The organism is Paraburkholderia sp. (assembly GCF_035948235.1).
In the GTDB taxonomy this organism is placed as follows: domain Bacteria; phylum Pseudomonadota; class Gammaproteobacteria; order Burkholderiales; family Burkholderiaceae; genus Paraburkholderia.
The window spans coordinates 1-22,103 of record NZ_DASZJJ010000064.1; the positions used below are offsets into that span (position 1 = coordinate 1).

Here is a 22,103-nt window from a genome sequence, read left to right on the forward strand (position 1 = left end):
TTGCGGCCAAGCACGCCGCCCATGGCGTTGATCTGCTCAATGGCAAGGCGCTCGGCCTGGATCGAGCCGGTTTCGGAAATCGCCATCGTGCCCGTGGCCGAATGGAGCTGGCCGACCGTCACCGTGGTGTCCGTCACCGCGAGGCCCGTGGTGTTCACCTTCGCCGTGGGCGGCGTCTGCGCAAACGCGCCGCGCGGCAGGCCCAGCGCCATCAACGGCGCGGCAGCGAGACCGCCGAGCATTTTCCGGCGCAGCAGCGAAGGCATCTGGGCATCGTCATCGAATCGATCGTCTGCGGACATCACGTTCTCCTTATCGGGTGCCCGGCGCGGGTCGCAGCGGGCTGGGTCGAGTGTTGGACGCAATGTAGAAAGCCAAAACGGCGATCGAAATACGTCGATTGACGTATTCCCGACGCATGGACTGGAATGTAATTTGCATCGCATCCCGGTCTTGCCGCCTGCGCACCAACACGGACCATTCCCATGCCCCAGAGCCACCCGACAGCGGGCGCGCCCAGCACGCAACGCATCGTCAAGGTGCGCCGCGACTACAACGCGTGGGTCGGCGACGAGACCCTGGAGGACTACGCGCTGCGCTTTACGCCGCGCTCGTTCCGGCGCTGGTCGGAATTGCGCGTCGCCAATACGGCGATTGGCGCGGTGTCGTTTCTGGTGCTGGAGGCCATCGGCGGCAGTCTTGTCGTGAACTACGGCTTTACGAACGCGTTCTGGGCCATTGCGGCCGTGTCCGTGCTGATCTGGCTCACGAGCCTGCCGATCAGCTATTACGCAGCGCGCTACGGCGTGGACATGGATCTGCTCACGCGCGGCGCGGGCTTCGGCTATATCGGCTCGACGGTCACCTCGCTGCTGTACGCGATGTTCACGTTTATTTTTTTCGCGCTCGAAGCGGCCATCATGGCGCTCGCGCTGCAGCTCTATTTCCATCTATCGCTGGCGATCGCCTATGTGGTGAGTTCGCTCGTCGTGATACCGATCGTCATGTTCGGCATCACGCTGATCAATCGCCTGCAAAGCTGGACGCAACCGCTCTGGCTCGTGTTGCTGGTGCTGCCCTATGCGGCGGTGTTGTGGCATCACCCTGATCTGGTCGCGCAATGGACCACTTTCGCGGGCTTCGCGCCGCAAGGCCGCGCATTCAGCCTGATTGCTTTCGGACAGGCCTCCACGGTCGTGTTCGCGCTGATCGTTCAAGTGGGCGAGCAGGTGGACTATCTGCGCTTCCTGCCGCCGCTCACGGCGAAGAACCGCACACGCTGGTGGCTGGCGTTGCTCGCGGCGGGACCTGGATGGATCGTGCCGGGCGTGCTCAAGATGCTGGGCGGCGCGTTTCTCGCCTTCGTCGCGCTCCAGTACGAAGTCGATGCGAGCCACGCGACGCAGCCCACGCAGATGTATCTCGTCGCCTATCACCTGTTGCTCGACCCGCTCGGGTTCGCAGGCTGGGCACTGCCCGCGATGACGCTGTTCGTCATCGTCTCGCAATTGAAGATCAACGTGACCAACGCGTATGCCGGCTCGCTCGCGTGGTCGAATTTTTTTGCGCGCCTCACTCACAGTCATCCCGGGCGCGTCGTCTGGCTCGTGTTCAATGTGATGATCGCGTTGCTGCTAGTGGAAATGGGTGTGTTCGACGCGATCGGCAAGGTGCTGTCGCTCTACGCGAACATCGCGATTGCGTGGGTGGGCGCGCTGTTCGCCGATCTCGTCATCAACAAGCCGCTCGGCTATAGCCCGCGCCATATCGAATTCAAGCGCGCGCATCTCTACGACGTGAATCCCGTCGGCGTGGGCGCGATGCTGATCGCGGCGGCCGTTGCCATGCTCGCGCATAGCGGCCTGTTCGGCGTGCTCGCCAAGGCGATGTCGTCGTTCGTTGCCTTTGGCGTGGCGTTTGCGTGCGCGCCCGTGCTCGCCATCGCCACGCGCGGACGCTATTACATCGCGCGCGAAGCGCAACCCACCGGCGACGCGACCTCGCTGCGCTGCGCGATCTGCGAAAACAGCTTCGAGCCCGACGACACCGCTCACTGCCCGGCCTACGGCGGCACCATCTGCTCGCTGTGCTGCTCGCTCGACTCGCGTTGCCACGACCGCTGCAAGCCGCACGCGCGCTTCGTTTCGCAAGCCGACCGCGCGCTGCACCGCGTGTTGCCAGGCGCGCGGCTCGGTCCGGGCGCATTGCGCCTGATTCATTACGCGAGCCTGGTGCTGGCGATGCTCGCCGTACTGTCGAGCGTGCTTTATCTGATCTGGTCGCAAAGCGCGACGTCGATAGCCGCCACCGATGCGTCGATCGGCCATGCACTCGGGAGCAGCTTCCTGAAGATCTTTCTCGCGCTCTCGCTCGTGGGCTGCATCGCGGCGTGGTGGTTCGTGCTGGAGCGCGAGAGCCGGCGAGTCACGCAGGAAGAGTCGCAGCGGCAAAACGAACTGTTGATGCTCGAGATCGACGCGCACCAGAAAACCGATGCCGCGCTCAAGCGCGCGACCGCCGCCGCCGAATCGGCGAATCAGGCCAAGAGCCGCTACGTTTCCGGCTTGAGCCATGAATTGCGTACGCCGCTGAACAGCATTCTCGGCTACGCGCAATTGCTGCTTCAGGCGAAGGAGGAACTCACGCCCACGCGCTACAACGCGGTACGCACGATCCATCGCAGCGGCGAGCATCTACTGGCGCTTGTCGACGGCCTGCTTGACGTCGCGCGTATCGAGGCCGGCAAGCTGCAATTGAATATCGCGAAAGTGCCGCTGGCGGATTTCGTCGCGCACGTCACATCGATGCTGCGGCCGCAGGCGCTGGAGAAAGCACTCGCCTTCGATGTGCAAACGGTTGGCCGCCTGCCCGCTACCGTGCGCACCGACCAGAAATGCATGGGCCAGATTCTCACCAACCTGATCGGCAACGCGATCCGCTTCACGTCCAGCGGCACCGTCACACTGCGTGTGAGCCACGTGCTCGACACGCTCAAATTCGAAGTCGCCGATACCGGTCCCGGCATTCCATCGGCGGAAATGGAGCGCCTGTTTCTACCCTTCGAACGCGGCGAGGCCGCCCATGCGCACGATCGCGGCGCGGGCCTCGGCCTCACGATCTGCCGTCTGCTGACCCAGGCGCTTGGCGGCAGCCTGGAAGTGGACAGCGAGGTTGGGCGCGGCACGCGCTTCGTGGTGCGCCTGTTCGCGCCCGCGGTCGAGAGCGGCGCCGCCGCACCGACCGAACTGGCGGCGATTCGCGGCTACACGGGGCCGCGTCGCGCGATTCTGGTGGTCGACGATTTCGCCGATCATCGCGGCATCGTCGTGGAGTTGCTGACGCCGCTCGGCTTCGAAGTCGCGGAAGCCGCGAGCGGCACCGACGCGTTGCGCTGGCTCGCCACCCACACGGCGGACGCGATCATCATGGATATTTCCATGCCGCTGCTTGACGGCTACGAAACCAGCCGGCTGATTCGGGAAAACCAGTTGTCGAGCGCGCCCATTTTGCTGCTGTCCGCCAACGCATTCGCCGACGACCGCGAGCGCGCGAGCGCCACCGGTTGCGCGGGCTATCTGGTCAAGCCGCTCCAGGTCAGCCTGCTCGTCGACAAACTCGCGCAGTTGCTGGAACTCGACTGGATTGCATCCGACCTCTCGATACCCACACTGCCAGGAACGACGAACGTCCCGCCTGCCGTCTGGCCAAAGGCGGTAGTCGAACGCCTGCGCGCGCATCTCGACGTCGGCTACGTCGAAGGCGTGATCGAACAACTCGACGCGACGCGCGCGACGTGGCCCGCCCTGCAGCAACAGATCGATGTCTTGCGGGAATTGGCGGAACGCTTTCAGCTTAGGGAGCTTGAGCATGAACTCGACCTGCTTGGACGCGCCGACGGCGCGTGACGTATCCAGCTTGAGCCGCACAGACGCGATGCCAGCGTGGGGCGGCCACCGTCCCGTCGTGTTGATCGTCGACGATACCCCCGACAATCTCGCGTTTCTCTCCCATACGCTGCAGGCGAACGGCTACGCGGTGCTGGTCGCGCTCTCGGGCGAAGATGCACTCAAGCGCCTCGCGCGCGTCACACCCGATGTCGTGTTGCTCGACGCGATGATGCCTGGCATGGACGGCTTCGAAACCTGCAGCAGCCTGAAACAGGACCTGCGCCACGAACATCTGCCCGTGATTTTCATGACGGCGCTGACGGAAAGTGAACACGTGGTTCGTGCCTTTCGCGTGGGCGGCGTTGATTATGTGACGAAGCCGGTCCGGCCGGAGGAAGTGTGTGCGCGAATCGGTGCCCATGTGCAGCGTTCGCGTTCGCAGCTCTATGCGCAGGCAGCGCTGTCGATCGATGCGCGCGCGGCGCTGGTGGTGGGCGCTGACGGAGCCATCCATTGGCAAAGCCCGCATGCGGCTCGGCTGATCGCTGCCTACCCGACCGATGACACGGATGGCGCGGCGATGACGGCGATGCCCCCTGCCTTGCCACCGCTCTTGCGTAGCTGGTTCGTCGACTGGCTCGCACGCGGATGCCCCGCCGATGCCGTCCACGAGATCGTCTCGGGACACGTGCGACGCACGGCAAGCGTGACGCCTGCGCTCCAACCGGGCGAATGGATGATGGTCCTCACCGAAATCGACGACCACGTGCACCGCAATACGCTCGCGAGCCGCTTTGCCCTGACGGCACGCGAGGCCGAAGTGCTGTTATGGGTTTCGCGCGGCAAAGCCAATCGCGACATCGGCGACATCCTTGGCATGGCCCCGCGAACAGTGAACAAGCACCTCGAACACCTGTTCAGCAAGCTTCACGTGGAAACGCGCGCCGCTGCGGCTGCGCTGACGATAAAGGCGCTGGATCGGTCTTGACTCGCGTAGCAGGCGTGGCTTGCCGTTGTACGTGCCTTCAATGCTGCGCGGTCATGCACCGTTGAGGACGTCGTTGCGCGGGGAGTCCGAGTACCAGAAGTGCTCATCTGGCCGCCGTTTTGCGGTGGCGGCGGCCGGGTGACTGCCGCCGCGAGGTCTCACGTCAGGTACCGCAGTGGCAGCAACCGTATCAATCTGTCGGTTGCCAGACGAGGATCAACGCAGCGACGTCCCCTCGATTTCAACCATGCGCTTTTCCCGAATCGACTTCTCAGCGGCCAGCCCGATCACGACGGCCTTCAGCCCATCCTCGACCGTCACCTTGACAGGCGCGCCTTCCCGCACCGATTGCTGGAAGCCAAGATGCTCGAAATACGTCGAGCCGTGATGTGCGCCAAGCTTGAGCAGCTTTTCGTCCACTTCGACCGTGCGGCGCACGGGGCCCTTCGGCTCGCGCGGGCTCACGACCAGTTCGGCCTGGCGCTCGCCGAGCCCCGGCCAATGCTTGCCCGCGCCGGGCACAAAGCACTCCACCTTGCCCTTGTCACCCACCGCCGCGAACTCCTCCTGCCAATAGGCACCATCCGCAAACATGCACAGATCGAGCGAGGCCCGCTTGCCGCTCCTGAACTCGACGATGACGTAAGCATTGTCGATCATATCGGGCACTTGTCCGTCATAACGTTCGTCGCGATGATTCACATCGGCGGCGCCCGAAGCGAACACACGCACCGCTTCGTCGTCCACGACAAGCCGCATCAGATCGAAAAAGTGACAGCACTTTTCGACGAGTGTGCCGCCTGTGCGCGCCGAAAAACGATTCCAGTCGCCGACCTTGTTCAGAAACGGGTGTCGATGCTCGCGGATCGAAAACATCTTCAGCGCGCCGATGCGATCCGCGGCGATTTCGTCGATCATCGCCGTGAGCGGCGGCATGTAGCGATACTCCATGCCCACCCACAGCGGCGCCTTGTGCCCTTTTGCGGCTTCCGCCAATTGCCGGCAGTCCTCGATCGTCGTGCAAAGCGGCTTCTCGATCAGCGTGGGAAACGCCGTCGGCGCAACGAAGATGTCTTCGAGCACCGCGCGATGCGTGTCGTTCGGCGTGGCGACCACGAGCACATCGCAGACCCGGCTTTCGAGCAGATCACGATGATCGGCAAACACATTCACTTCGCGCCCAAGGGTCTTGATGGCCGATGCGACCGATTCAGCGTGAGGATCGGCGATCGCCGTGACGACCGCGTTCGGCAGCAACGCGATGTTGCGAATGTGCTCCTGTCCCATCATGCCGGCACCGATAATGCCGTATCTCAAAGGCTCAGTCATGGAATCTCCGTTAGGCGAAATGGCTGTGCGAAGCCGCACAAGAACTACTTCAGAAGGACGTGCGCAAGCCCACGGTGACGGCCCACGGGTCGAAGCCCGGCGTCACGGTGGAGTACGTCGAATTCAGCAGCGCGAAGCCCTGATTAGAATGGCTGTTGTTGGTGATCATCGACGCGTAGCCGTAAAGCTGGGTACGTTTCGAGAGGAAATACACATAGCCCGCGTTGTAGGCCATCGCGCGTGCGTTGGCGTTTTCGATGCGCCGCGCGACGCCTAGCTCGATATCGCCGGGGCCTGCGGGAATCTTCGCGTTGACCAGGAACGCCGACGCAAACCAGTTGGCCGCATCCGTGCGTTTCGAATAGATATAGTTGGCGCCGATGAAATTGCCGCTATAGGCATAGGTCGCGGCAAACACCTGCGTCAATTGCGACGACGGCGTGAAGGTGCTCGTATTGGCGTAATACTGATAGCGGTTGAAACCATAGCCGAGCATCATGCCAAAGCGCTGATACATGACATTCATGCCGATATTGCGGCCATCGGCGGTCTGCCCGGATACATTCTGCGCACCGAACGAATAACCGATTTCGCCCGTGAGGCCATTGAAATTGGGCGTGCGGTAGCGCACGGCGTTGGGATAAAAGCCGCCCGTGCCCGACTTGCCGAGTGTCACTGTATGCTCCAGCGACATGATCGCGGCGGGGTTCGACAGCCCGTAAGTCGCCACGTCCGAGGCCAGAAACACCCAGTAGATCGGCAGGTACATCAGGCCCGCATCGACGCTGCCGTACTTCGTGCTGGACAGCCCTACCGAAGCGCCGCGATTGAACAGCGTCGAGCCGCCGCCCACACCCGTATAGGTGTTGAAGCCCGTTTCGAGCTGGAAATTCGCACGATAGCCGCCGCCCAGATCCTCGCTGCCGCGAAAACCGAACCGCGAGGCCTGCAGGTTGCCGCTGGCCGCCATCGCCGTCGGGCTGACAGTGTCGTTGAACTTGCCGTATTGAACGGCCGAATCGACGATGCCGTAAAGCGTGAGCGTCGATTGCGCCCAGCCGGCCGAATTGCCCGCCGCCACCAGCGCGGCGAGCGCCGTTCCGTTTCGCAGGCACGAACGTGCCCACGCGCCCGTTGCCGGGCGCTTCTTCGCGTAAAACATCAGAACGTCTCCAAGTTTGCTTTGGTTTTAATAGTTCTTCTAATGATGCACGCGAGCGTGTTCCGCCCGTCTATCCCACCACTGACACCTGCGCCAACCCTGCATCGACGAGAAGATTCTGGCCCGTGATCGCCCCCGCCTGTGGACTGGCGAGAAACAATACGGAGTCCGCAATATGTGACGGCTCGACTCTGAACTTCAGGCACTGCAAGTCGAGAAACTGTTGATCGGAAGCCGCGTCGCGCCACAACGCCGTTTGGCGCGGCGTCACGACTGCGCCCGGCAGCACCGCGTTCACGCGAATGCCACCATCACCGAGTTCGCGCGCCAGCGTGCGCGTGATGCCCGAAATCGCCGCCTTCGATGCCGTGTAGCCGATCAGGTTGGGGCGGCCGCGCAGCCACGAAATCGAGCCGAGATTGATGATCGAGCCGCCGCCCATCGCCTTCATGCCTGGCGCGACGCGCTGCGTGGCGAATACATGGTGCGTGAGATTCACGGCGAGCATCTCGTTCCACGTTTCGACGGAAAGCTCGTCGAGCGCGTGGCGCGTATCGCGCCCCGCGTTGTTCACGAGCGTACGGATCGCGCCGAGCGCTTGCGCCGCATCGTCGAGCACCGTGCGGTAAGCCTCGATATCGCGCACGTCGCAGCGGGCGAACCATGGTTTGAAGCGGCCCTCGGCCGCATCGCCAAGGCGCTCGCACAAGGCGTGGCCAGCGGTCTCGTCGAGATCGCAGAACGCCACTTTTGCGCCCTGCTGCCAGAAGGCCTCGACGATCGCTTCGCCGATGCCCGATGCGCCGCCCGACACGAACACCACCTGACCAGCGAGCGCCGGGTAAATTGCCTGGGTCGATTTCATCTTGATGTCCTTTTCATTTATTTCGTGAGCGCGTGCACCGTGATGCACACGCGTGCTTCGAGCGCCTCGCCAGGCGCGAGCACCTGCATCGGCGGATCGTTGCCGTGTAACGCGTTGTTGGCGTGGCTGACCGGTTCGAAAGCGAAAAATGCCTGCCTCGCAGGCCTGAACAGCACGGCGCAGCCCAGCGAGTCGCTCGCCTCGATAGCGATCCGATGATGCGGCGTGTCGATCTGCGCCTGGCCGCTCCAGCCCGTAAAACAGTTATCGACCACCGTGTGGTCCAGCGCGCCGAAATTCATCGGATCGACCCGCGCGCACGGCAGATCGTCGGCATCGCTCACCAGCATCGACGTCCACGTGGTGCGCAGATGCGTCTCGCCCGCCTGAGTGTCGAGCGGAAAGAACGGATGCCAGCCTGCTCCGCAGGGCGCAGCCTCGCTATGCGTATTCTGGATGCGCATGCCAAGCGTCAACGTATCGCCTTCAATCGCCATCGACTGCTGCGCTTCGAACGCGAACGGCCAGCGCGCATCAGGCGTATGCACGATCTGCATCCAGATGGACTGGCCATCGCTCTCGCCGACCGACCACGCCTGCTGAAAGCCCACGCCGTGAATCGCGTGCTGCATATCGGCGAGATTTTTCACGAGCGTGTACTGCGCACCGCCGAAGGCAAACTCGCCGAACGCAATGCGATTAGAAAACGGCACGAGCGGGTAGCACGCCGTTTTACGGACATTACGCGCCGCCAGTTCGGCAGCGGGCGTTGGCCGCAGCACATCCCGGCCATGCCAGCGCGCATCGACAATCGCGCCGCCCAGCGAAGGCGCCACCTGCACCTGCCAGGCGTCGTTGCCCAGCGCGAACAGTTCCGTCGAGCCAGTCATGGTCAGTACGGGCCGCCCGCGTTGGCGTTGGCTTCCACCTGATCGAGTTCGGCGATAAATGCGTTAGCCTGGCGCATCATCATGCCCATGTCCGAGGCAATGGCGACGTAGTCGTAGCCCATTTCCATGAACTCGCGCACCATCGCGGGCGTCGGCCCGACAATGCCGACTGGCATGCCGATGGCGTTCGCGCGGCGCGCGCAGTCGGCGATCATTTCGCGCACACCCGCATCGGCGAGATTGCCGATCTTGCCCATCGCGGCGGACAGATCGCCTGGTCCTACGAACAGCGCATCGACGCCCGGCACGGCGGCAATCGCTTCGAGTTGTGCCACGGCTTCCGGCGTTTCCAGTTGCACGATGCACATGGTTGCCTCGTTCGCGCGGGCGCCAAACTCGCTCCATGTGCCGTAGCGGCTCGCGCGATGCATCGCCGCGAAACCGCGCGTGCCCAGCGGCGGAAATTTAGCGGACGCCACCGCGGCGCGCGCTTCTTCCGGGCTTTGCACATACGGGAACATGAGCGTGGGCGCGCCCATGTCGAGCGCGCGCTTGGCAAGCGTCGCATCGTTGCGCGCGAGACGCACGATGGGCGCAGCGCCACCGCAATCGACGGCTTGCAGCATGTGCAGCACGTCGGTGAACTCGAGCGGCGCGTGCTCCATGTCGATCAACAGCCAGTCGAAGCCCGCGTGGCCGAATGCTTCGGCCGGCCCAACCGAGCCGGACATCAGCCAGGTGCCGAGGGGCTTCTTGCGCATCGCCGCGCCTTCCTTGTGCTGGAGTGCGTCGCGAAAGGCGTTGCGCAGCGGATCCTGTTTCATTCTGGTGACCATTTTTAAGTGTCCTGTATTCAGAAGATTGCCGGTTCGACTGGCTCTTCAAAACCTGTCAAGAAGTCGAAGTCGCAACCTTTATCGGCCTGCGAAACCTGCTCGACATAGAGGCGGATATAGCCGCGCTTGCGCGGCGGCGCCGGTGCACGCCAGCTCTCGCGGCGCTGCGCGAGTTCTTCGTCGGAGAGCAGGACGTCGAGCTTGCCCGCTTCCACGTCGAGCTCGATCAGGTCGCCCGTGCGAATCAGCGCGAGCGGTCCGCCTGCAGCCGCTTCTGGCGAGACGTGCAATACGCAGGTGCCGTAGTGCGTGCCGCTCATGCGCGCGTCCGAGATTCGCACCATGTCGCGAACGCCGGCCGCCAGCAGCTTTTTCGGAATCGGCAGATTGCCCCACTCAGGCATACCGGGCGCGCCGATCGGACCGCCGCCACGCAGCACGAGCACGGTATCGGCGTCGACATCGAGTTCGGGCGCGTGAATGCGCGCGTTCATTTCCGCCACCGAATCGAATACGAGCGCGCGGCCGCGGTGCTTCATGAGATGCGGGCTGGCCGCGCTCGGCTTGATGACAGCGCCGTTGGGCGCGAGATTGCCGCGCAGCACGCCCAGCGCGCCGCGTTCGCTGACGGGATCGGTCAGCGGTCGAATTGCATCTTCGCCCTGCGGGCGCATGCCGGATTCGAAACGCGCAATGTTCTGGCCGAGCGTTTCGCCCGTCACGGTCATGCTGTCGAGCGTCAGGTATTCCTTCACGCCGCTGAGCAACGCCGGAACGCCACCCGCGTAATAGAAGTCTTCCATCAGGCGTTTGCCCGACGGGAACACATCGGCAAGCACGGGCACGTTCTTGCCGATGCGCGCGATATCGTCGAGCGTCAACGGCACGTTCCCGCGCCCCGCAATCGCAATCGTGTGGATCGCGGCGTTGGTCGAACCGCCCAGCGCCATATACGTGACGACGCCGTTCTCGACCGACTGACGATTGAAGAAACGGCTCGGCTTCAAGTCTTCCCACACCATGCCGACGATGCGCTCGCCGCTCGTCGAACACATGCGCGTATGCGATGAATCCATCGCAGGAATGCTGGTCGCGCCAGGCAGCGTGAAGCCCATCGCCTCGACGATCGACGTCATGGTGCTGGCCGTGCCCATGGTGTTGCAGGTGCCGGGCGCACGCGTCATGCGCGCTTCGAGCGAGATCCACTCGGGCTGCTCGATATTGCCCGCCACGTATTCGTCCCAGAACTTCTTCGTATGCGTGCCCGCGCCGACGGCCTGGCCGCGATGGCGGTCGCTGAGCATCGGCCCGGCCGGCACGAAGATGCACGGCAAATCGGCCGATAGCGCGCCCATCAGCAGGCCCGGCGTGGTCTTGTCGCAGCCACCCATCAGCACCGCGCCGTCGATTGGCAGCGAGCGCAGCAGTTCCTCCGTTTCCATCGCGAGGAAATTGCGGTAGATCATCGTGGTCGGCTTGACCATGACTTCGCCCAGCGACATCGCCGGGAGTTCGAAGGGCATGCCGCCCGCCTGCAGAATGCCGCGCTTGACCGCCTCGGCGCGCTCGCGCAGATGCGCGTGACACGGCGAGAGATCGCTCCACGTGTTGATGATGCCGATCACGGGACGCGACATGAATTCTTCACGGCGCAGCCCCATTTGCTGAAGGCGCTGACGATGCGCGAAGGAACGCATGTCGTCGGGGGCCAGCCAGCGCTGGCTGCGCAGTTCGCTGAGTTGCTTGAGCTTCTTTTGCACGATATTCACGCCGTGAGAATACGAAGTTGATGAGAGGCGACGCTGGTTTTGGCGTGCGCCGTGCCGCTTACGCCGCCGGTGATGGCGGGCGCGACGAGGCTCGATCCCGCGATGGCCAGCAGCACGAACACGACGCGTCGAACCGCAGTAGGCGACCAGTCGGGCGGATAGCGGCGCGCGAGCCGCGTCACGGTGAGCACGACGGGCAATGCCTCCGCGCTGAGGGCCAGGGATGCGGCGTCGAAGCGCCCTTGAGCCAGCACGATGATCAGACGCAGCACCGCGTTGACGGCGAACAGCAGGACCAGCGTGTCGCGCACGACCACGCGGTCGAGCGGTTGCCGGTAGAGATGGAACACCATCGGCGGACCCGCGCTTGCGAACACACCGCCCATCACGCCGGAAATGCAGCCATAAAAGGCGAACGTGCCCGGCGAGGCGACCTGCGCACGCGGCTTCGACTGCACCACCAGCAGCAGACTGCACGCGAGAATCGCCACGCCGAGCGCAAAGCGCACGATGCCGATGGCGTTGTCGGACAGCCAGGCCAGCAGGCACGCGCCAATCGCTACGCCCACAAGGCTGCTGCCGTAGGACGGCGCCAGCAGGCGGCGCGGCAAGGCGGGCACGGCGCGCACGAGCAGCGCCGCGTTCGCGAGCACCATCACCGTGACGACGTTCGCCGCAACCGGCAACGGCGCCAGATGAAACACGGCGACAAGGCCCAGCAGCACGAGCCCGAACGCGAAGCCCGTGAGGCTTTGCGTGAAGGTCGCGGTCGCCACGCACGCAGCGAACAGCAGGTGATGCAGAATTGCGCCCGAACTCACTGCGCGGCTCCCGCAAGCGTGCGCAGGTCGAGCAATTGCTGCTCGCGCGCCGCGCCCTGGCGAACGAAAACCGGCGGCTCGCCGATAGGCGCAGCAATCTCCACGTGCTGCCCGCCTTCGTATTGCACGCCGCTCCAGAGATGAATCCAGGCATCGCCTTTGGGCAGATACACGCGCCATTGCGAAGCGCCTGCCGCATGAACCGGCGCTACGAGCAGATCGCGACCATAAAGATAGTGATCCTGAATAGCATAGGTTTCTGCGTCGTCTTCGTAATGCAGGAACAGCGGACGCTGCAACGGCAAACCACGCGCGCCCGCTTCATCGACTAGCCCTTGTACATAGGATTTGAGTCCCACGAACACGCGTGTCATGCGCGCGAAGTGCGCAAGCACGCCCGGGTCCTGCCAGAACTGGAAGTTGTCGTCGGGGCGATTGCCTTCGTGTGTGCGCATCATCGGCGTGAAGGCGGCCATTTCGGCCCAGCGCTGAAACAGCTCAGGCGTGCGCGTATTGCCGAACAGGCTGGTATAGCCGCCGATATCGCTATGGTGATACGCATTGCCGAGCAGACCCGACGACAACGCCCCGCAGATCACCGTCTGCAAGCCGTCATGGCGCGTGAAGTCGACCGACTGGTCGCCCGCCCACAACAGCGGGCAATGCGCCTGCACGCCCGTATAGCCCGCGCGCATGAAGAACACCGCATCGCCCGTGCGGCCCGCGCGCTCGATCGCGCTTGCGTTCACCTGCGCCCAGAGCGTCGGCCACGCGTTGTGCATCAGCTTCGCGTCGATGCCGTTGGCGAGCGTCACGTCCGTCGGCAAGTATTCGCCGAAGTCGGCCATCCAGCCGTCAAGGCCCTTGTTCAGCATCTCGTCGCGGATCACGCGATCTTCGAACCAGCGCGCCGCATCGGGATTCGTGAAGTCCACCACGCCGCAATCGAACTCGCCGAAATCAACGAGGTAATCGCTGCCGTCCGCGCGCGTCGCCAGATAACCGGCCTGCTTCGCTTCGACATACAGCACGCCGTCGTTGCACAGATACGGATTGACGTAGCCCAGAAAGCGCACGCCATCGGCGTTGAGCTGCTTGACCCATTGCGCGTGCTCCGGATAGCGCACGTCGTTCCAGCGCCAGTTCCAGAACAACCGTTTGCCGAACGAAGTCTGGCGAATGCCGACCCAGTCCTCGCACCACAGACCGCTCACTTTGAGGCCGGCGGCGCGGCTTTGCTCCATGATGGTTTGCGCATGCTCGCGGCCATTCTTCAGACCGAGGATCGCACCGTCCAGCACCCACGCGGGCAACGCGGGCTGGCGGCCGAAGCACTGCGAAATACGCTCGACCAGCGTGACGAAGTCGTCGGCGAACGTGAATTCGAGCTGCTCCGGCACCGCCCAGAATTGCAGTTCGTGCCGATCGTCGTGACGGAAATCGAAGTCCGCATAGGCCGTCGTTTGCGCATGCAGGCAGTACTTCTGCGACGAAACGAAGGTCGGCTGCGGATAGTTCGTGTTGTAGTAGTCACCGCCCGATTTCGATGTGGTGTCGGCCTGCCAGGTCAGATGGGTGCTCTTGTCGCGCCCCACGCCGGGTTCGGAGGTCCACAGCGGAAAGTTGCGGCCGCGAAGATTGAAATACGACATCTGCTCGCCGCAGCCCCACACGCATTCGTCGGGTTGCGCGGGCACGCGCCACCACACGCGGTTGATCGTGCTGTTCGCAGCCGAAACGGCAAAGGTCACGCCGTGCGCGGATTCACGCGCGATGAAGGTCAGTTCGGGCGCGGCCTGCGCATCGCGCGCCAGCTCGATGCGCGCACTTCCCTCTTCCAGCGGCGTAATACGAGCGTCGCGCAGCGCGACGCGCTCTTCGACGTAATCGCTGATGTCAAAGTTGCCGCGATACATGTCGATCGTTTCGACGCCGTGCCCCACGAAAACCGCAGGCGCGTGCGGCGCGTGTTCGAAGAGCGTGCGGCCAGCCGCGCTGAAAACGAGCTTGCCGCCCGCGTCTGTGTGCCAGTTCATCAGCTTTACCTTGCTATTGCGTTGTAGTGCGTTGTGTTGCGTTGTAGTGCGCGTTGCGTTGCTGCAGTTCGATCAATGTCCGTTCGACTCGCTCGGCGTCTGGGTCCACGCGAGTTCGCGCCTGCCCGCCGACGCCCTGCGCCGGAACAGCACCATCAGCCCGATCGCGACACACCATGTCGCCACCATCAGAATCTGGTACTGGAGCGTCACGCCGCCTTGCCGCGCCACGCCGATCGGCGAAAGCGTCAGGTAGATGCTCACGAGCATCGCGATCAGAAACACGCTCATCGTGCTGGCGTGACGCCATGGTGTGAGATCGCCGGTTTGACGCTGCTGCGGTTCGTAGGCCTTGGCGCGCTGGTGGCGCATACCCAGCACGACCATCAGCGTCACTTCGCAGACGAACAGAATGCCCATGATGTGGATGAAGTTGATGCCGAGCAGCTTGTCCACCTGAAACACCAGAATGCCGAGCGTGTACACGATCACGTGCAGCAGCAGGACCATCTTGGCCGGGAAAGCACCGATCTTCTTGCTGAAGAAACCCACCAGCACGACAGCGATGATTGGGATGTTGTAGAAGCCGGTGAAGCGGCGCATCACCGTATAGATGCCGTCCGGCGCGTACATCAGCAGCGGCGCGACGAGCAGCGACACCACCGCGATCACGACGCTCGCCGTCTTGCCCACGCGGATCAGCTTTTCGTCGCTGGCCTGCGGACGCCACACGCGATAGAAGTCGAAGGCGATCAGCGTGGCCGTGCTGTTGATGACGGCGTTGAAGTGGCTCATCACCGTGCCGAACAGCACCGCGATGAAGAAACCTTTCGCCCACCAGGGCAGCACGTCGGTGACCAGTTGCGGATACGCGAGATCGGGACGGCCAAGGGGGTGCGAGGCGTAGAGATGGAACGCCACCACGCCGGGCAGCATCATGATCAGCGGCACGAGCAGCTTCATGAGACCCGAAAGCAGCACGCCCTTCTGCCCTTCGGCAAGGCTCTTGGCCGCAAAGGTGCGCTGCACGATCGCCTGGTTGGTACACCAGTAGAACAGGTTCGCGAAGATCATCCCCGTAAACAAGGTGCCAAACGGCACGGAGTCGTGCGGGCCGCCGATGGCGGAGAGCTTCTCGGGCGCCTGCGTGGCGATCGTATGCACGCCTGCCAGAAAATTACCGTGGCCCAGCGCGAACAGGCCGAGCACGGGCACCATCAGACCGGCGACCAGCAGGCCGACGCCGTTGATCGTGTCCGACACCGCCACCGCGCGCAGCCCGCCAAAAATCGCATACAGCGCACCGATGATCCCCGACATCCACACCAGAATCGTGATCGTGCTGGCGTACGACGTGCCGAGCAGCGCCTGCACGCCAAACACCTGATTGAAGGTAATCGCGCCGAGATACAGACCCGACGGATTCGCCACCAGCATGTAGCCGATCACGAAGAATGCGCTGACCACACGGCGCGTGGTCGAATCGAAACGCTCTTCAAGAAACTGCGGCAGCGTCGAGAAACCACCGCGCAGATAGCGCGGCAGGAAGAACATCGCAAGCGCGACGGTAGCGATTGCGGCCGTGCATTCCCACGCCATCGCCGACATGTTGTGCGCGTAGGCGTCGCCGTTCAGGCCGACCATCTGCTCCGCGGACAGATTGGTCAGCATCATCGAGCCCGCGATAAACCAGCCCGTGAGGCCGCCACTGGCCATGAAGTAGCCGCGTGCACCGTGATCCTTCGCGCGGCGCGTGAACAGATACGACACGAAGCCGACGAGCGCGGTGAAAAACGCAAAGCTTAGTATGGTGAAAGTCATTGTCTCCTCGTCTCTTTGAGGTGGTCTGCGCTGTGCGCGCAGGACCGGCAGTGCTATGCCGCCGCTTCAGTTCGTCCAGTCTGGCGTCAGCGCTTTTTCGCAGCGCTGCGATTTCTGTGCGATCGTCAGAGCCTGCCGATGTGGTGCGAAATCGGTCTGGATGCTCAGGCGACCTGCATGCACAGGTATTTCATTTCCTGATACTCGTCGATACCGTACTTCGAGCCTTCGCGCCCAAGGCCCGACTGCTTGACACCGCCAAACGGCGCTTCCGCGGTGGAAATCAGCCCGGTATTGATGCCGACCATGCCGAACTCCAGCGCCTCCGCAACACGCCACACCCGCGCCATGTCCTTCGTGTAGAAGTAGCTGGCGAGGCCGTATTCCGTGTCGTTGGCCAGCGCGATCACGTCCTGTTCGTCGGTGAAGCGCATGACGGGCGCGACCGGTCCGAAGATCTCCTCGCGCGCGACGCGCATCGACGGCGTCACGTCGGTCAGCACCGTGGGCGCGTAGTGGCGCGCGACGCCGTCGCCGTTAAGCGCGAGCGCTTCGCCGCCGCATAGCACATTGGCGCCTTGCGCGCGGGCGTCCACCACCAGTTCGCTCACCTTGCTCAAGGCGCGGGCGTCGATCAGCGGGCCGATCTGCGTTGACGGTTCGCGGCCGTCGCCGCAACGCAGTGCCTGCACACGCGTCGCGAGCTTGTCGACGAAGGCTTCATAGACGCCGCCCTGCACGTAGAAGCGGTTGGCGCACACGCAGGTTTGTCCGGCGTTGCGGTACTTCGAGATCAGCGCGCCTTCAATGGCGGCGTCCAGATCGGCGTCATTGAACACGATGAACGGCGCGTTGCCGCCCAGTTCGAGCGACATCTTCTGGATATGGCGTGCGCCCTGCTCCATCAGACGCGCGCCGATGCCCGTGGAGCCCGTGAACGACAGCTTGCGCACGACCGGATTGCCGGTCAGTTCCTCGGCGATCGGCTGCGGGTCGCCGGTGACGACGTTGAACACGCCTGCGGGAATGCCCGCGCGTTCGGCCAGCGCCGCCAGCGCGAGCGCCGAAAACGGCGTCTGCGAGGCCGGCTTGAGCACCATCGTGCAGCCCGCGGCGAGCGCCGGGCCGGCCTTGCGCGTGATCATCGCGGCCGGGAAGTTCCACGGCGTGATGGCCGCGCAAACGCCCACCGGCTGACGAATCGTGACGAGACGACGATCGTTCGCGGGCGTCGCGATTACGTCGCCATCGACGCGCCGCGCTTCTTCAGCGAACCATTCGACGAAACTCGCAGCGAAGGCGATTTCGCCTTTGGCCTCGGCGAGCGGCTTGCCCTGCTCGGCGGTCATCAGCAGGGCGAGATCGTCCTGATGTTCGAGCATCAGGTCGTGCCATTTGCGCAGAAGCGTCGCGCGCGCCTTGGCCGTCAGTGCGCTCCACTGTGGCAGTGCCGCTTGCGCGGCGGCAATCGCTTCACGCGTTTCCACCGCCGTCATCGACGGCACGTTGCCGATCAGCGCGCCCGTGGCGGGATCGAGCACGTCGAAAGTGCGGCTGTCGTGCGCCGCGCGCCATTCGCCGCCAATCAGGCAACGGTTGCGAAGCAGTGTGGGGTCTTTCAGATCAGGCATGTCGGGGTCCGTCGAGAGTGAAGTCAGGCAGATTCGCGCCAGCGCGGCTCGGCAAGTCCTGGCACGTCGGTTCGCATCGCAAACAGGCCGCCGGCGTGGGGCTGGCGCTCCAATTCCTCGGCGCTGCGGCCCGCGCGCGCGGTCGTGATGTAGAGCGTGCGCAGATCGTCGCCGCCGAACGCGCACATGGTGGGACAGGTCACCGGCACGGGATACACGGCGTCGACGGTTCCGTCGGGCGCGAAGCGCACCACCCGCGAGCCTTCGTAGAAGGCGCTCCAGTAGTAGCCTTCGGCGTCGACGGCTGCGCCGTCCGGGCGACCGCGATCCTCTGCGGTTGGCTCGATACGCGCCCAGACTGCGGACTCGCCGCACAGGCCGCTCGCGGCGTCATAGGCGCGGCGGTAAATCGTGAAGTTGGGGGTATCGGAGTGATAGAGCCAGCGGCCGTCGGGGCTGAAAGCCAGCCCGTTCGACGTCAGCAGGCCGCGGCTCAATGCCTGCAGATTGCCGCCGTTGCACCCGTCGTCGTAGCGATAAAGGTGTGCATTGCCGCCCGCCTTCGGCTCGTCGATCGTGCCTGCGAAGAAGCGCCCCGCGGCATCGCAACGCCCATCGTTGAAGCGGCTCGTGCGCACGTCTTCGGGATTGGCGGCCAGTTGGGCCACCGGGCGCGCCGACGCATCCAGCGTCCAGATGCCGCTGCGCAGACCCGCTATAAAGCCGCCGCCTTCGCGCAACGAGAAGCAGCCGATATGTTCGGGCAGCTCGAAGACCTGATCGGCGCCGGTTGCAGGGTCGAAACGGTGCAGCGCCGGCCGGAGGATATCAACCCAGTACAGCACGCGTTCGCGCTCGTCCCAGCGCGGGCATTCGCCAAGCTGGGCACGGGCATCCAGAACGCAATGGAAATCGGAAGAGGACATGGTCGCAGAAGCTGTTCAGGTCGCGTTTCGAAAAATCGCAGCGCTGCGAAATAATAGCGCTATTATTTTTAAAGACAATACCAGGGTTAGTGCGGAGAGGATGACTCGTTGCGCTGCGGCCCTTACAATGAAGGTTCCCGCGCCCGTTGGGCGCTTGCCTTTCTGATCGCTTGCAGCCTATGTCTCAGACAGCCAGGGCGCCGCGCTCGCGCCGCAGCACCAACCGCGTCACGATGGACGACGTTGCCGCGCGCGCCCGAGTGTCAGCCAGCTCAGTCTCACTGTTTTTGCGCAACCCGGAGGCGGTGTCGCCGCGCATCGCCCCGCGCATCAAACAGGCCATCGAAGTGCTCGGCTACGTGCCCAATCTGCTGGCGGGAAGCCTTGCGGCGGCGCGTACGCGGGCCATCGGCGTGGTGGTGCCATCGCTCGGCAATGCCTTCTTCGCGGCGACGGTGGCGGCGATGCAGAAGGAGTTCGATCGCCACGGCTACCAGTTACTGCTGGGGGCGACCGACTATCTGCCCGGCCGCGAGGCGGACATCGTGCGCACTTTCCTGTCCTGGTCGCCGACGGCGCTGGTCGTCACGGGCTGCCGCCACGACGACGAAACGCGCACGCTGTTGCGTTCGGCGCGCGCTCCAGTCGCGGAAATGTGGGATCTTGGCGAGCAGCCTTTTGACTTGCAGGTCGGGTTTTCGCACCACGCAGCGGGCGAAGCGATGGCGCGGCATATGGTGGAGATTGGCGCGCGGCGCGTAGCGTTCATCGGCGCACGTATGGACAGCGACGTCCGCGCGCGGCAGCGCTGCGAGGGATTTTCGCGGGCCATGCAGGATGCAGGCATTCAGGTGCAGGTGAAGGACGTGGCTGGCGACGCGTCGCCCAAGGCGGGATCACACGCGCTGGCTGAGTTGCTGGAAAGCTTGCCCGAAGTGGATGCCATCGCCTGTTCTAACGACGTTATTGCGCTGGGCGTGCTGTTCGAGGCGCAACGGCGCGGCATGGTGGTGCCGCACCAGTTGCGCGTGGCCGGTTTCGGCGATCTGCCGTTTAGCGAGGAGTGCGTTCCGCCCCTCACGACGATCCAGCCGCGTGCCACCGAAATCGGCCTGCGCATCGCGCAGGAACTCATCGAGCGCGCAGAACAGCCGGCTGCGGAGATAGCGCCAAGAATCGTCGATGTGGGCTTCGAACTGGTCGTGCGGGCCAGCACGCTGGCCGCGCCGGTTCAGGACGTGCCGGTTCAGGAGGCGTAGTCGGATGCGCTCAGCGGTGCGGTTTGCACCGTGGGGCGCGCTTCGCGAGCGAATTCGCGGCGGCACGCCTTGCGATTTTTCGCGCCGCTCGTCGCGAAGGATACGGAATCGCATTGCGGCGCTTTTAATTGTGCCGCTTGCTGATCGCTGCTATCGGCCGTAGTCAACGTCGAGGCATGGGCAGCGCCACATACCACCGCAGTCGCCAGAACTGCCAGTGTCAAGATTTTCATAACCGGATACTCCGCACTCGTGAAATGCGCGGAATGCGCCTCATCGATCCAGCTTGAAGTCTATGCCGGTTGGAGGCTTGTTTAAACGTGAAGCGCTGAAAGAGAGAGTTGCAGCGAACTGCAATTGACAGGCGTTTGGGCGAGCCCACGCTGCACTGCTGGCGCGTTGCGGCCGGGGGTGCTCCGACGTCTGCGCCTTGCTGCCCGTCGCGCCAAAACGCTGATTTTTCTGTTCCGGCGAAGGGCTTTCCGCGTTGTGATGGTCCGCCAGCGGCCTGCCGCGGCCAACTGGAATCCATACTTGAGAAGTTCCACCGCGAGACGCTGGGCTCTGCCCTGCTCGCCGATTACGGTGTGTGGCATTGCGAAGGCGAAATTCGGCACCTGGTCGCTAACCGGCTCGCGGATGTCACTCGCCTGCCAGGGTAGTTGCTGACCGTTAGTCGCAATTCTCACTAATCTGTGGGGGCCTGTGATGGTGAGCAACCCCGAGGGGCTCTTTTCGTCCATCACGGGGTCGGCAGCGAGGGCTGGAGTTCCGACGGCTAGGGGATGCACAAATTGGCTGAGGGCGCGGCGGCGCCCGCGTCTCGCAGCGGTTTGCCGGTATGATCGGCTCGCAAACTGGGACATTCATCGGGGGACAACGCGCATGACCCAATCGACTCGCAGAGGCTGCGGTAGCGTCCGCCTTGCAAAGCAGCGCGCAATTACGATCGCCACTGCGCTGGCCAGCAGCGTGGCGTTTTCGTCGGCCCAAGCCCAGGCGCCAATACCTGGCGCGCTGCAGCCCGCTGGTGTGACCCACGTGGTGGCCTCGCTCAAGGCATCAGGGGTACAGATCTACGTATGCAGGCGCGACGCCGCTAATCAACTGGCGTGGACCTTCCAGGCGCCGCAAGCCGATCTCTACGACGCCTCCGGTCAGCTCGTCGTCAGGCACGGCGCAGGGCCGTCGTGGGAAGCGCCTGACGGCAGCCGGATCACTGGCAAGCTGCTGCAGCACACCGCCAATCCCGACGACGACTCCGCGATCCCAATGCTGCTCCTCTCTTCCACCAATGCGGGCGGTCCGGGTCTACTGAGCAAGGTGCGCTACGTGCAGCGGCTTGCGACGCACGGTGGCGCGGCCCCCGCGCAAGCCTGCGTGCAGGAGGGCGAGGAAGGGCGTAGCCCCTATATCGCGGAATATGTGTTCCTCGAATGAACGCGGTAGGAGCGCATGTGTACTGTGTGGCCGTGTCACGGCACTTGTGGTGTTGCGGGCGCATTCATCCTGAGAGCCAAATCGCACGCGGTGCTGGTTGACTGAAAAGTCCATAACGAAGAGCGCTGAGGGTGTGCACTGGATCGACATTGGGGCGAAGCGTGGGTAGTTGGCCAGGAAGCGACGATCGACCTCGCGATTGGAATCGATGACACTCTTGAAAATCGGACAGGCGCGGCGGCAGTGTTTGGCAGTGAGGCACGGTCGAACTTTTCAAGCTTTCGCGCTTGATCGACGTCCATAAATTTGCGAAAGGCTGTTCTTTTGTTGCGCTTTGTTGGGCACAGGTCGACCGCAAGCAGGCGGTCGGACGCCTCGGCGCGAGCGACGCCACAGCACGGGGCGGCTATTTCGTTATCGTATCAATTTCAGATGGGCAAACA

General features: G+C 63.8%; 16 protein-coding genes. 4 read left to right on the forward strand and 12 right to left on the reverse strand.

Features of this window, described 5'->3' with window-relative positions; genetic code table 11:
• A partial coding sequence (locus VG320_RS04155) for a transporter substrate-binding protein (RefSeq protein ID WP_327198881.1) occupies positions 1–302 on the reverse strand: 302 nt, incomplete at its 3' end.
• A gap of 183 nt (positions 303–485) precedes the next feature.
• Between VG320_RS04155 and VG320_RS04160 the strand changes: the two genes are divergently transcribed.
• Both VG320_RS04160 and VG320_RS04165 read left to right on the forward strand, forming a co-directional pair.
• Positions 486–3,905: a hybrid sensor histidine kinase/response regulator gene (locus VG320_RS04160; protein WP_327198882.1), complete on the forward strand. Its 3,420-nt coding sequence runs from the start codon at positions 486–488 to the stop codon at positions 3,903–3,905.
• A 28-nt stretch (positions 3,906–3,933) separates the two neighbouring features.
• Complete coding sequence (locus VG320_RS04165; RefSeq protein ID WP_327198896.1) at positions 3,934–4,875, forward strand: response regulator transcription factor; 942 nt, start codon at positions 3,934–3,936, stop codon at positions 4,873–4,875.
• A gap of 216 nt (positions 4,876–5,091) precedes the next feature.
• Here the strand turns inward: VG320_RS04165 and VG320_RS04170 are convergent, their stop codons facing one another.
• The 11 genes from VG320_RS04170 to VG320_RS04220 form a co-directional block, all read right to left on the reverse strand.
• Complete coding sequence (locus VG320_RS04170) at positions 5,092–6,204, reverse strand: Gfo/Idh/MocA family oxidoreductase (RefSeq protein WP_327198883.1); 1,113 nt, start codon at positions 6,202–6,204, stop codon at positions 5,092–5,094.
• 49 nt (positions 6,205–6,253) lie between these two features.
• A complete protein-coding gene (locus VG320_RS04175; RefSeq protein ID WP_327198884.1) occupies positions 6,254–7,366 on the reverse strand; it encodes a porin in 1,113 nt (370 codons plus the stop codon).
• A gap of 70 nt (positions 7,367–7,436) precedes the next feature.
• Entirely contained in the window at positions 7,437–8,231 is a 795-nt protein-coding gene (locus VG320_RS04180) for an SDR family oxidoreductase (protein ID WP_327198885.1), read from the reverse strand.
• 17 nt (positions 8,232–8,248) lie between these two features.
• The gene (locus VG320_RS04185; RefSeq protein ID WP_327198886.1) at positions 8,249–9,121 is read right to left on the reverse strand and encodes an aldose 1-epimerase; all 873 of its coding nucleotides are present in this window, start codon (positions 9,119–9,121) and stop codon (positions 8,249–8,251) included.
• A gap of 2 nt (positions 9,122–9,123) precedes the next feature.
• Positions 9,124–9,945: an HpcH/HpaI aldolase family protein gene (locus tag VG320_RS04190; protein WP_327198887.1), complete on the reverse strand. Its 822-nt coding sequence runs from the start codon at positions 9,943–9,945 to the stop codon at positions 9,124–9,126.
• Between the two features lie 29 nt (positions 9,946–9,974).
• Positions 9,975–11,717 (reverse strand): IlvD/Edd family dehydratase, encoded by a 1,743-nt coding sequence (locus VG320_RS04195; RefSeq protein WP_327198888.1) that lies wholly within the window; start codon positions 11,715–11,717, stop codon positions 9,975–9,977.
• A gap of 5 nt (positions 11,718–11,722) precedes the next feature.
• Complete coding sequence (locus tag VG320_RS04200; protein ID WP_327198889.1) at positions 11,723–12,547, reverse strand: TSUP family transporter; 825 nt, start codon at positions 12,545–12,547, stop codon at positions 11,723–11,725.
• On the reverse strand, positions 12,544–14,583 hold the full coding sequence (locus VG320_RS04205) for an alpha-glucosidase (protein ID WP_327198890.1): 2,040 nt from the start codon (positions 14,581–14,583) through the stop codon (positions 12,544–12,546). Before VG320_RS04205 ends, VG320_RS04200 begins: the two co-directional genes overlap by 4 nt.
• A gap of 72 nt (positions 14,584–14,655) precedes the next feature.
• Positions 14,656–16,404 carry a solute:sodium symporter family transporter gene (locus tag VG320_RS04210; protein WP_327198891.1) on the reverse strand — a complete coding sequence of 583 codons (1,749 nt, stop codon included), beginning with the start codon at positions 16,402–16,404 and terminating at the stop codon, positions 14,656–14,658.
• Between the two features lie 164 nt (positions 16,405–16,568).
• Positions 16,569–18,035 carry an NAD-dependent succinate-semialdehyde dehydrogenase gene (locus VG320_RS04215; protein WP_327198892.1) on the reverse strand — a complete coding sequence of 489 codons (1,467 nt, stop codon included), beginning with the start codon at positions 18,033–18,035 and terminating at the stop codon, positions 16,569–16,571.
• Between the two features lie 23 nt (positions 18,036–18,058).
• Complete coding sequence (locus VG320_RS04220; RefSeq protein ID WP_327198893.1) at positions 18,059–18,961, reverse strand: SMP-30/gluconolactonase/LRE family protein; 903 nt, start codon at positions 18,959–18,961, stop codon at positions 18,059–18,061.
• 233 nt (positions 18,962–19,194) lie between these two features.
• Here VG320_RS04220 and VG320_RS04225 point away from each other — a divergent pair, with 233 nt between their 5' ends.
• Both VG320_RS04225 and VG320_RS04230 read left to right on the forward strand, forming a co-directional pair.
• Positions 19,195–20,220 carry a LacI family DNA-binding transcriptional regulator gene (locus tag VG320_RS04225; protein WP_327198894.1) on the forward strand — a complete coding sequence of 342 codons (1,026 nt, stop codon included), beginning with the start codon at positions 19,195–19,197 and terminating at the stop codon, positions 20,218–20,220.
• Between the two features lie 885 nt (positions 20,221–21,105).
• Positions 21,106–21,660, forward strand: coding sequence for a DUF3455 domain-containing protein (locus tag VG320_RS04230; protein ID WP_327198895.1), 555 nt, complete (start codon positions 21,106–21,108; stop codon positions 21,658–21,660).
• The last annotated feature ends 443 nt before the right edge of the window (positions 21,661–22,103 follow it).

Coding starts and splice junctions, on each gene's coding strand:
- VG320_RS04160 (WP_327198882.1), top strand. CDS start 486: ATGCCCCAGAGCCACCCGACAGCGGGCGCGCCCAGCACGCAACGCATC.
- VG320_RS04165 (WP_327198896.1), top strand. CDS start 3,934: ATGCCAGCGTGGGGCGGCCACCGTCCCGTCGTGTTGATCGTCGACGAT.
- VG320_RS04170 (WP_327198883.1), bottom strand. CDS start 6,204: ATGACTGAGCCTTTGAGATACGGCATTATCGGTGCCGGCATGATGGGA.
- VG320_RS04175 (WP_327198884.1), bottom strand. CDS start 7,366: ATGTTTTACGCGAAGAAGCGCCCGGCAACGGGCGCGTGGGCACGTTCG.
- VG320_RS04180 (WP_327198885.1), bottom strand. CDS start 8,231: ATGAAATCGACCCAGGCAATTTACCCGGCGCTCGCTGGTCAGGTGGTG.
- VG320_RS04185 (WP_327198886.1), bottom strand. CDS start 9,121: ATGACTGGCTCGACGGAACTGTTCGCGCTGGGCAACGACGCCTGGCAG.
- VG320_RS04190 (WP_327198887.1), bottom strand. CDS start 9,945: ATGAAACAGGATCCGCTGCGCAACGCCTTTCGCGACGCACTCCAGCAC.
- VG320_RS04205 (WP_327198890.1), bottom strand. CDS start 14,583: ATGAACTGGCACACAGACGCGGGCGGCAAGCTCGTTTTCAGCGCGGCT.
- VG320_RS04210 (WP_327198891.1), bottom strand. CDS start 16,404: ATGACTTTCACCATACTAAGCTTTGCGTTTTTCACCGCGCTCGTCGGC.
- VG320_RS04215 (WP_327198892.1), bottom strand. CDS start 18,035: ATGCCTGATCTGAAAGACCCCACACTGCTTCGCAACCGTTGCCTGATT.
- VG320_RS04220 (WP_327198893.1), bottom strand. CDS start 18,961: ATGTCCTCTTCCGATTTCCATTGCGTTCTGGATGCCCGTGCCCAGCTT.
- VG320_RS04225 (WP_327198894.1), top strand. CDS start 19,195: ATGGACGACGTTGCCGCGCGCGCCCGAGTGTCAGCCAGCTCAGTCTCA.
- VG320_RS04230 (WP_327198895.1), top strand. CDS start 21,106: ATGACCCAATCGACTCGCAGAGGCTGCGGTAGCGTCCGCCTTGCAAAG.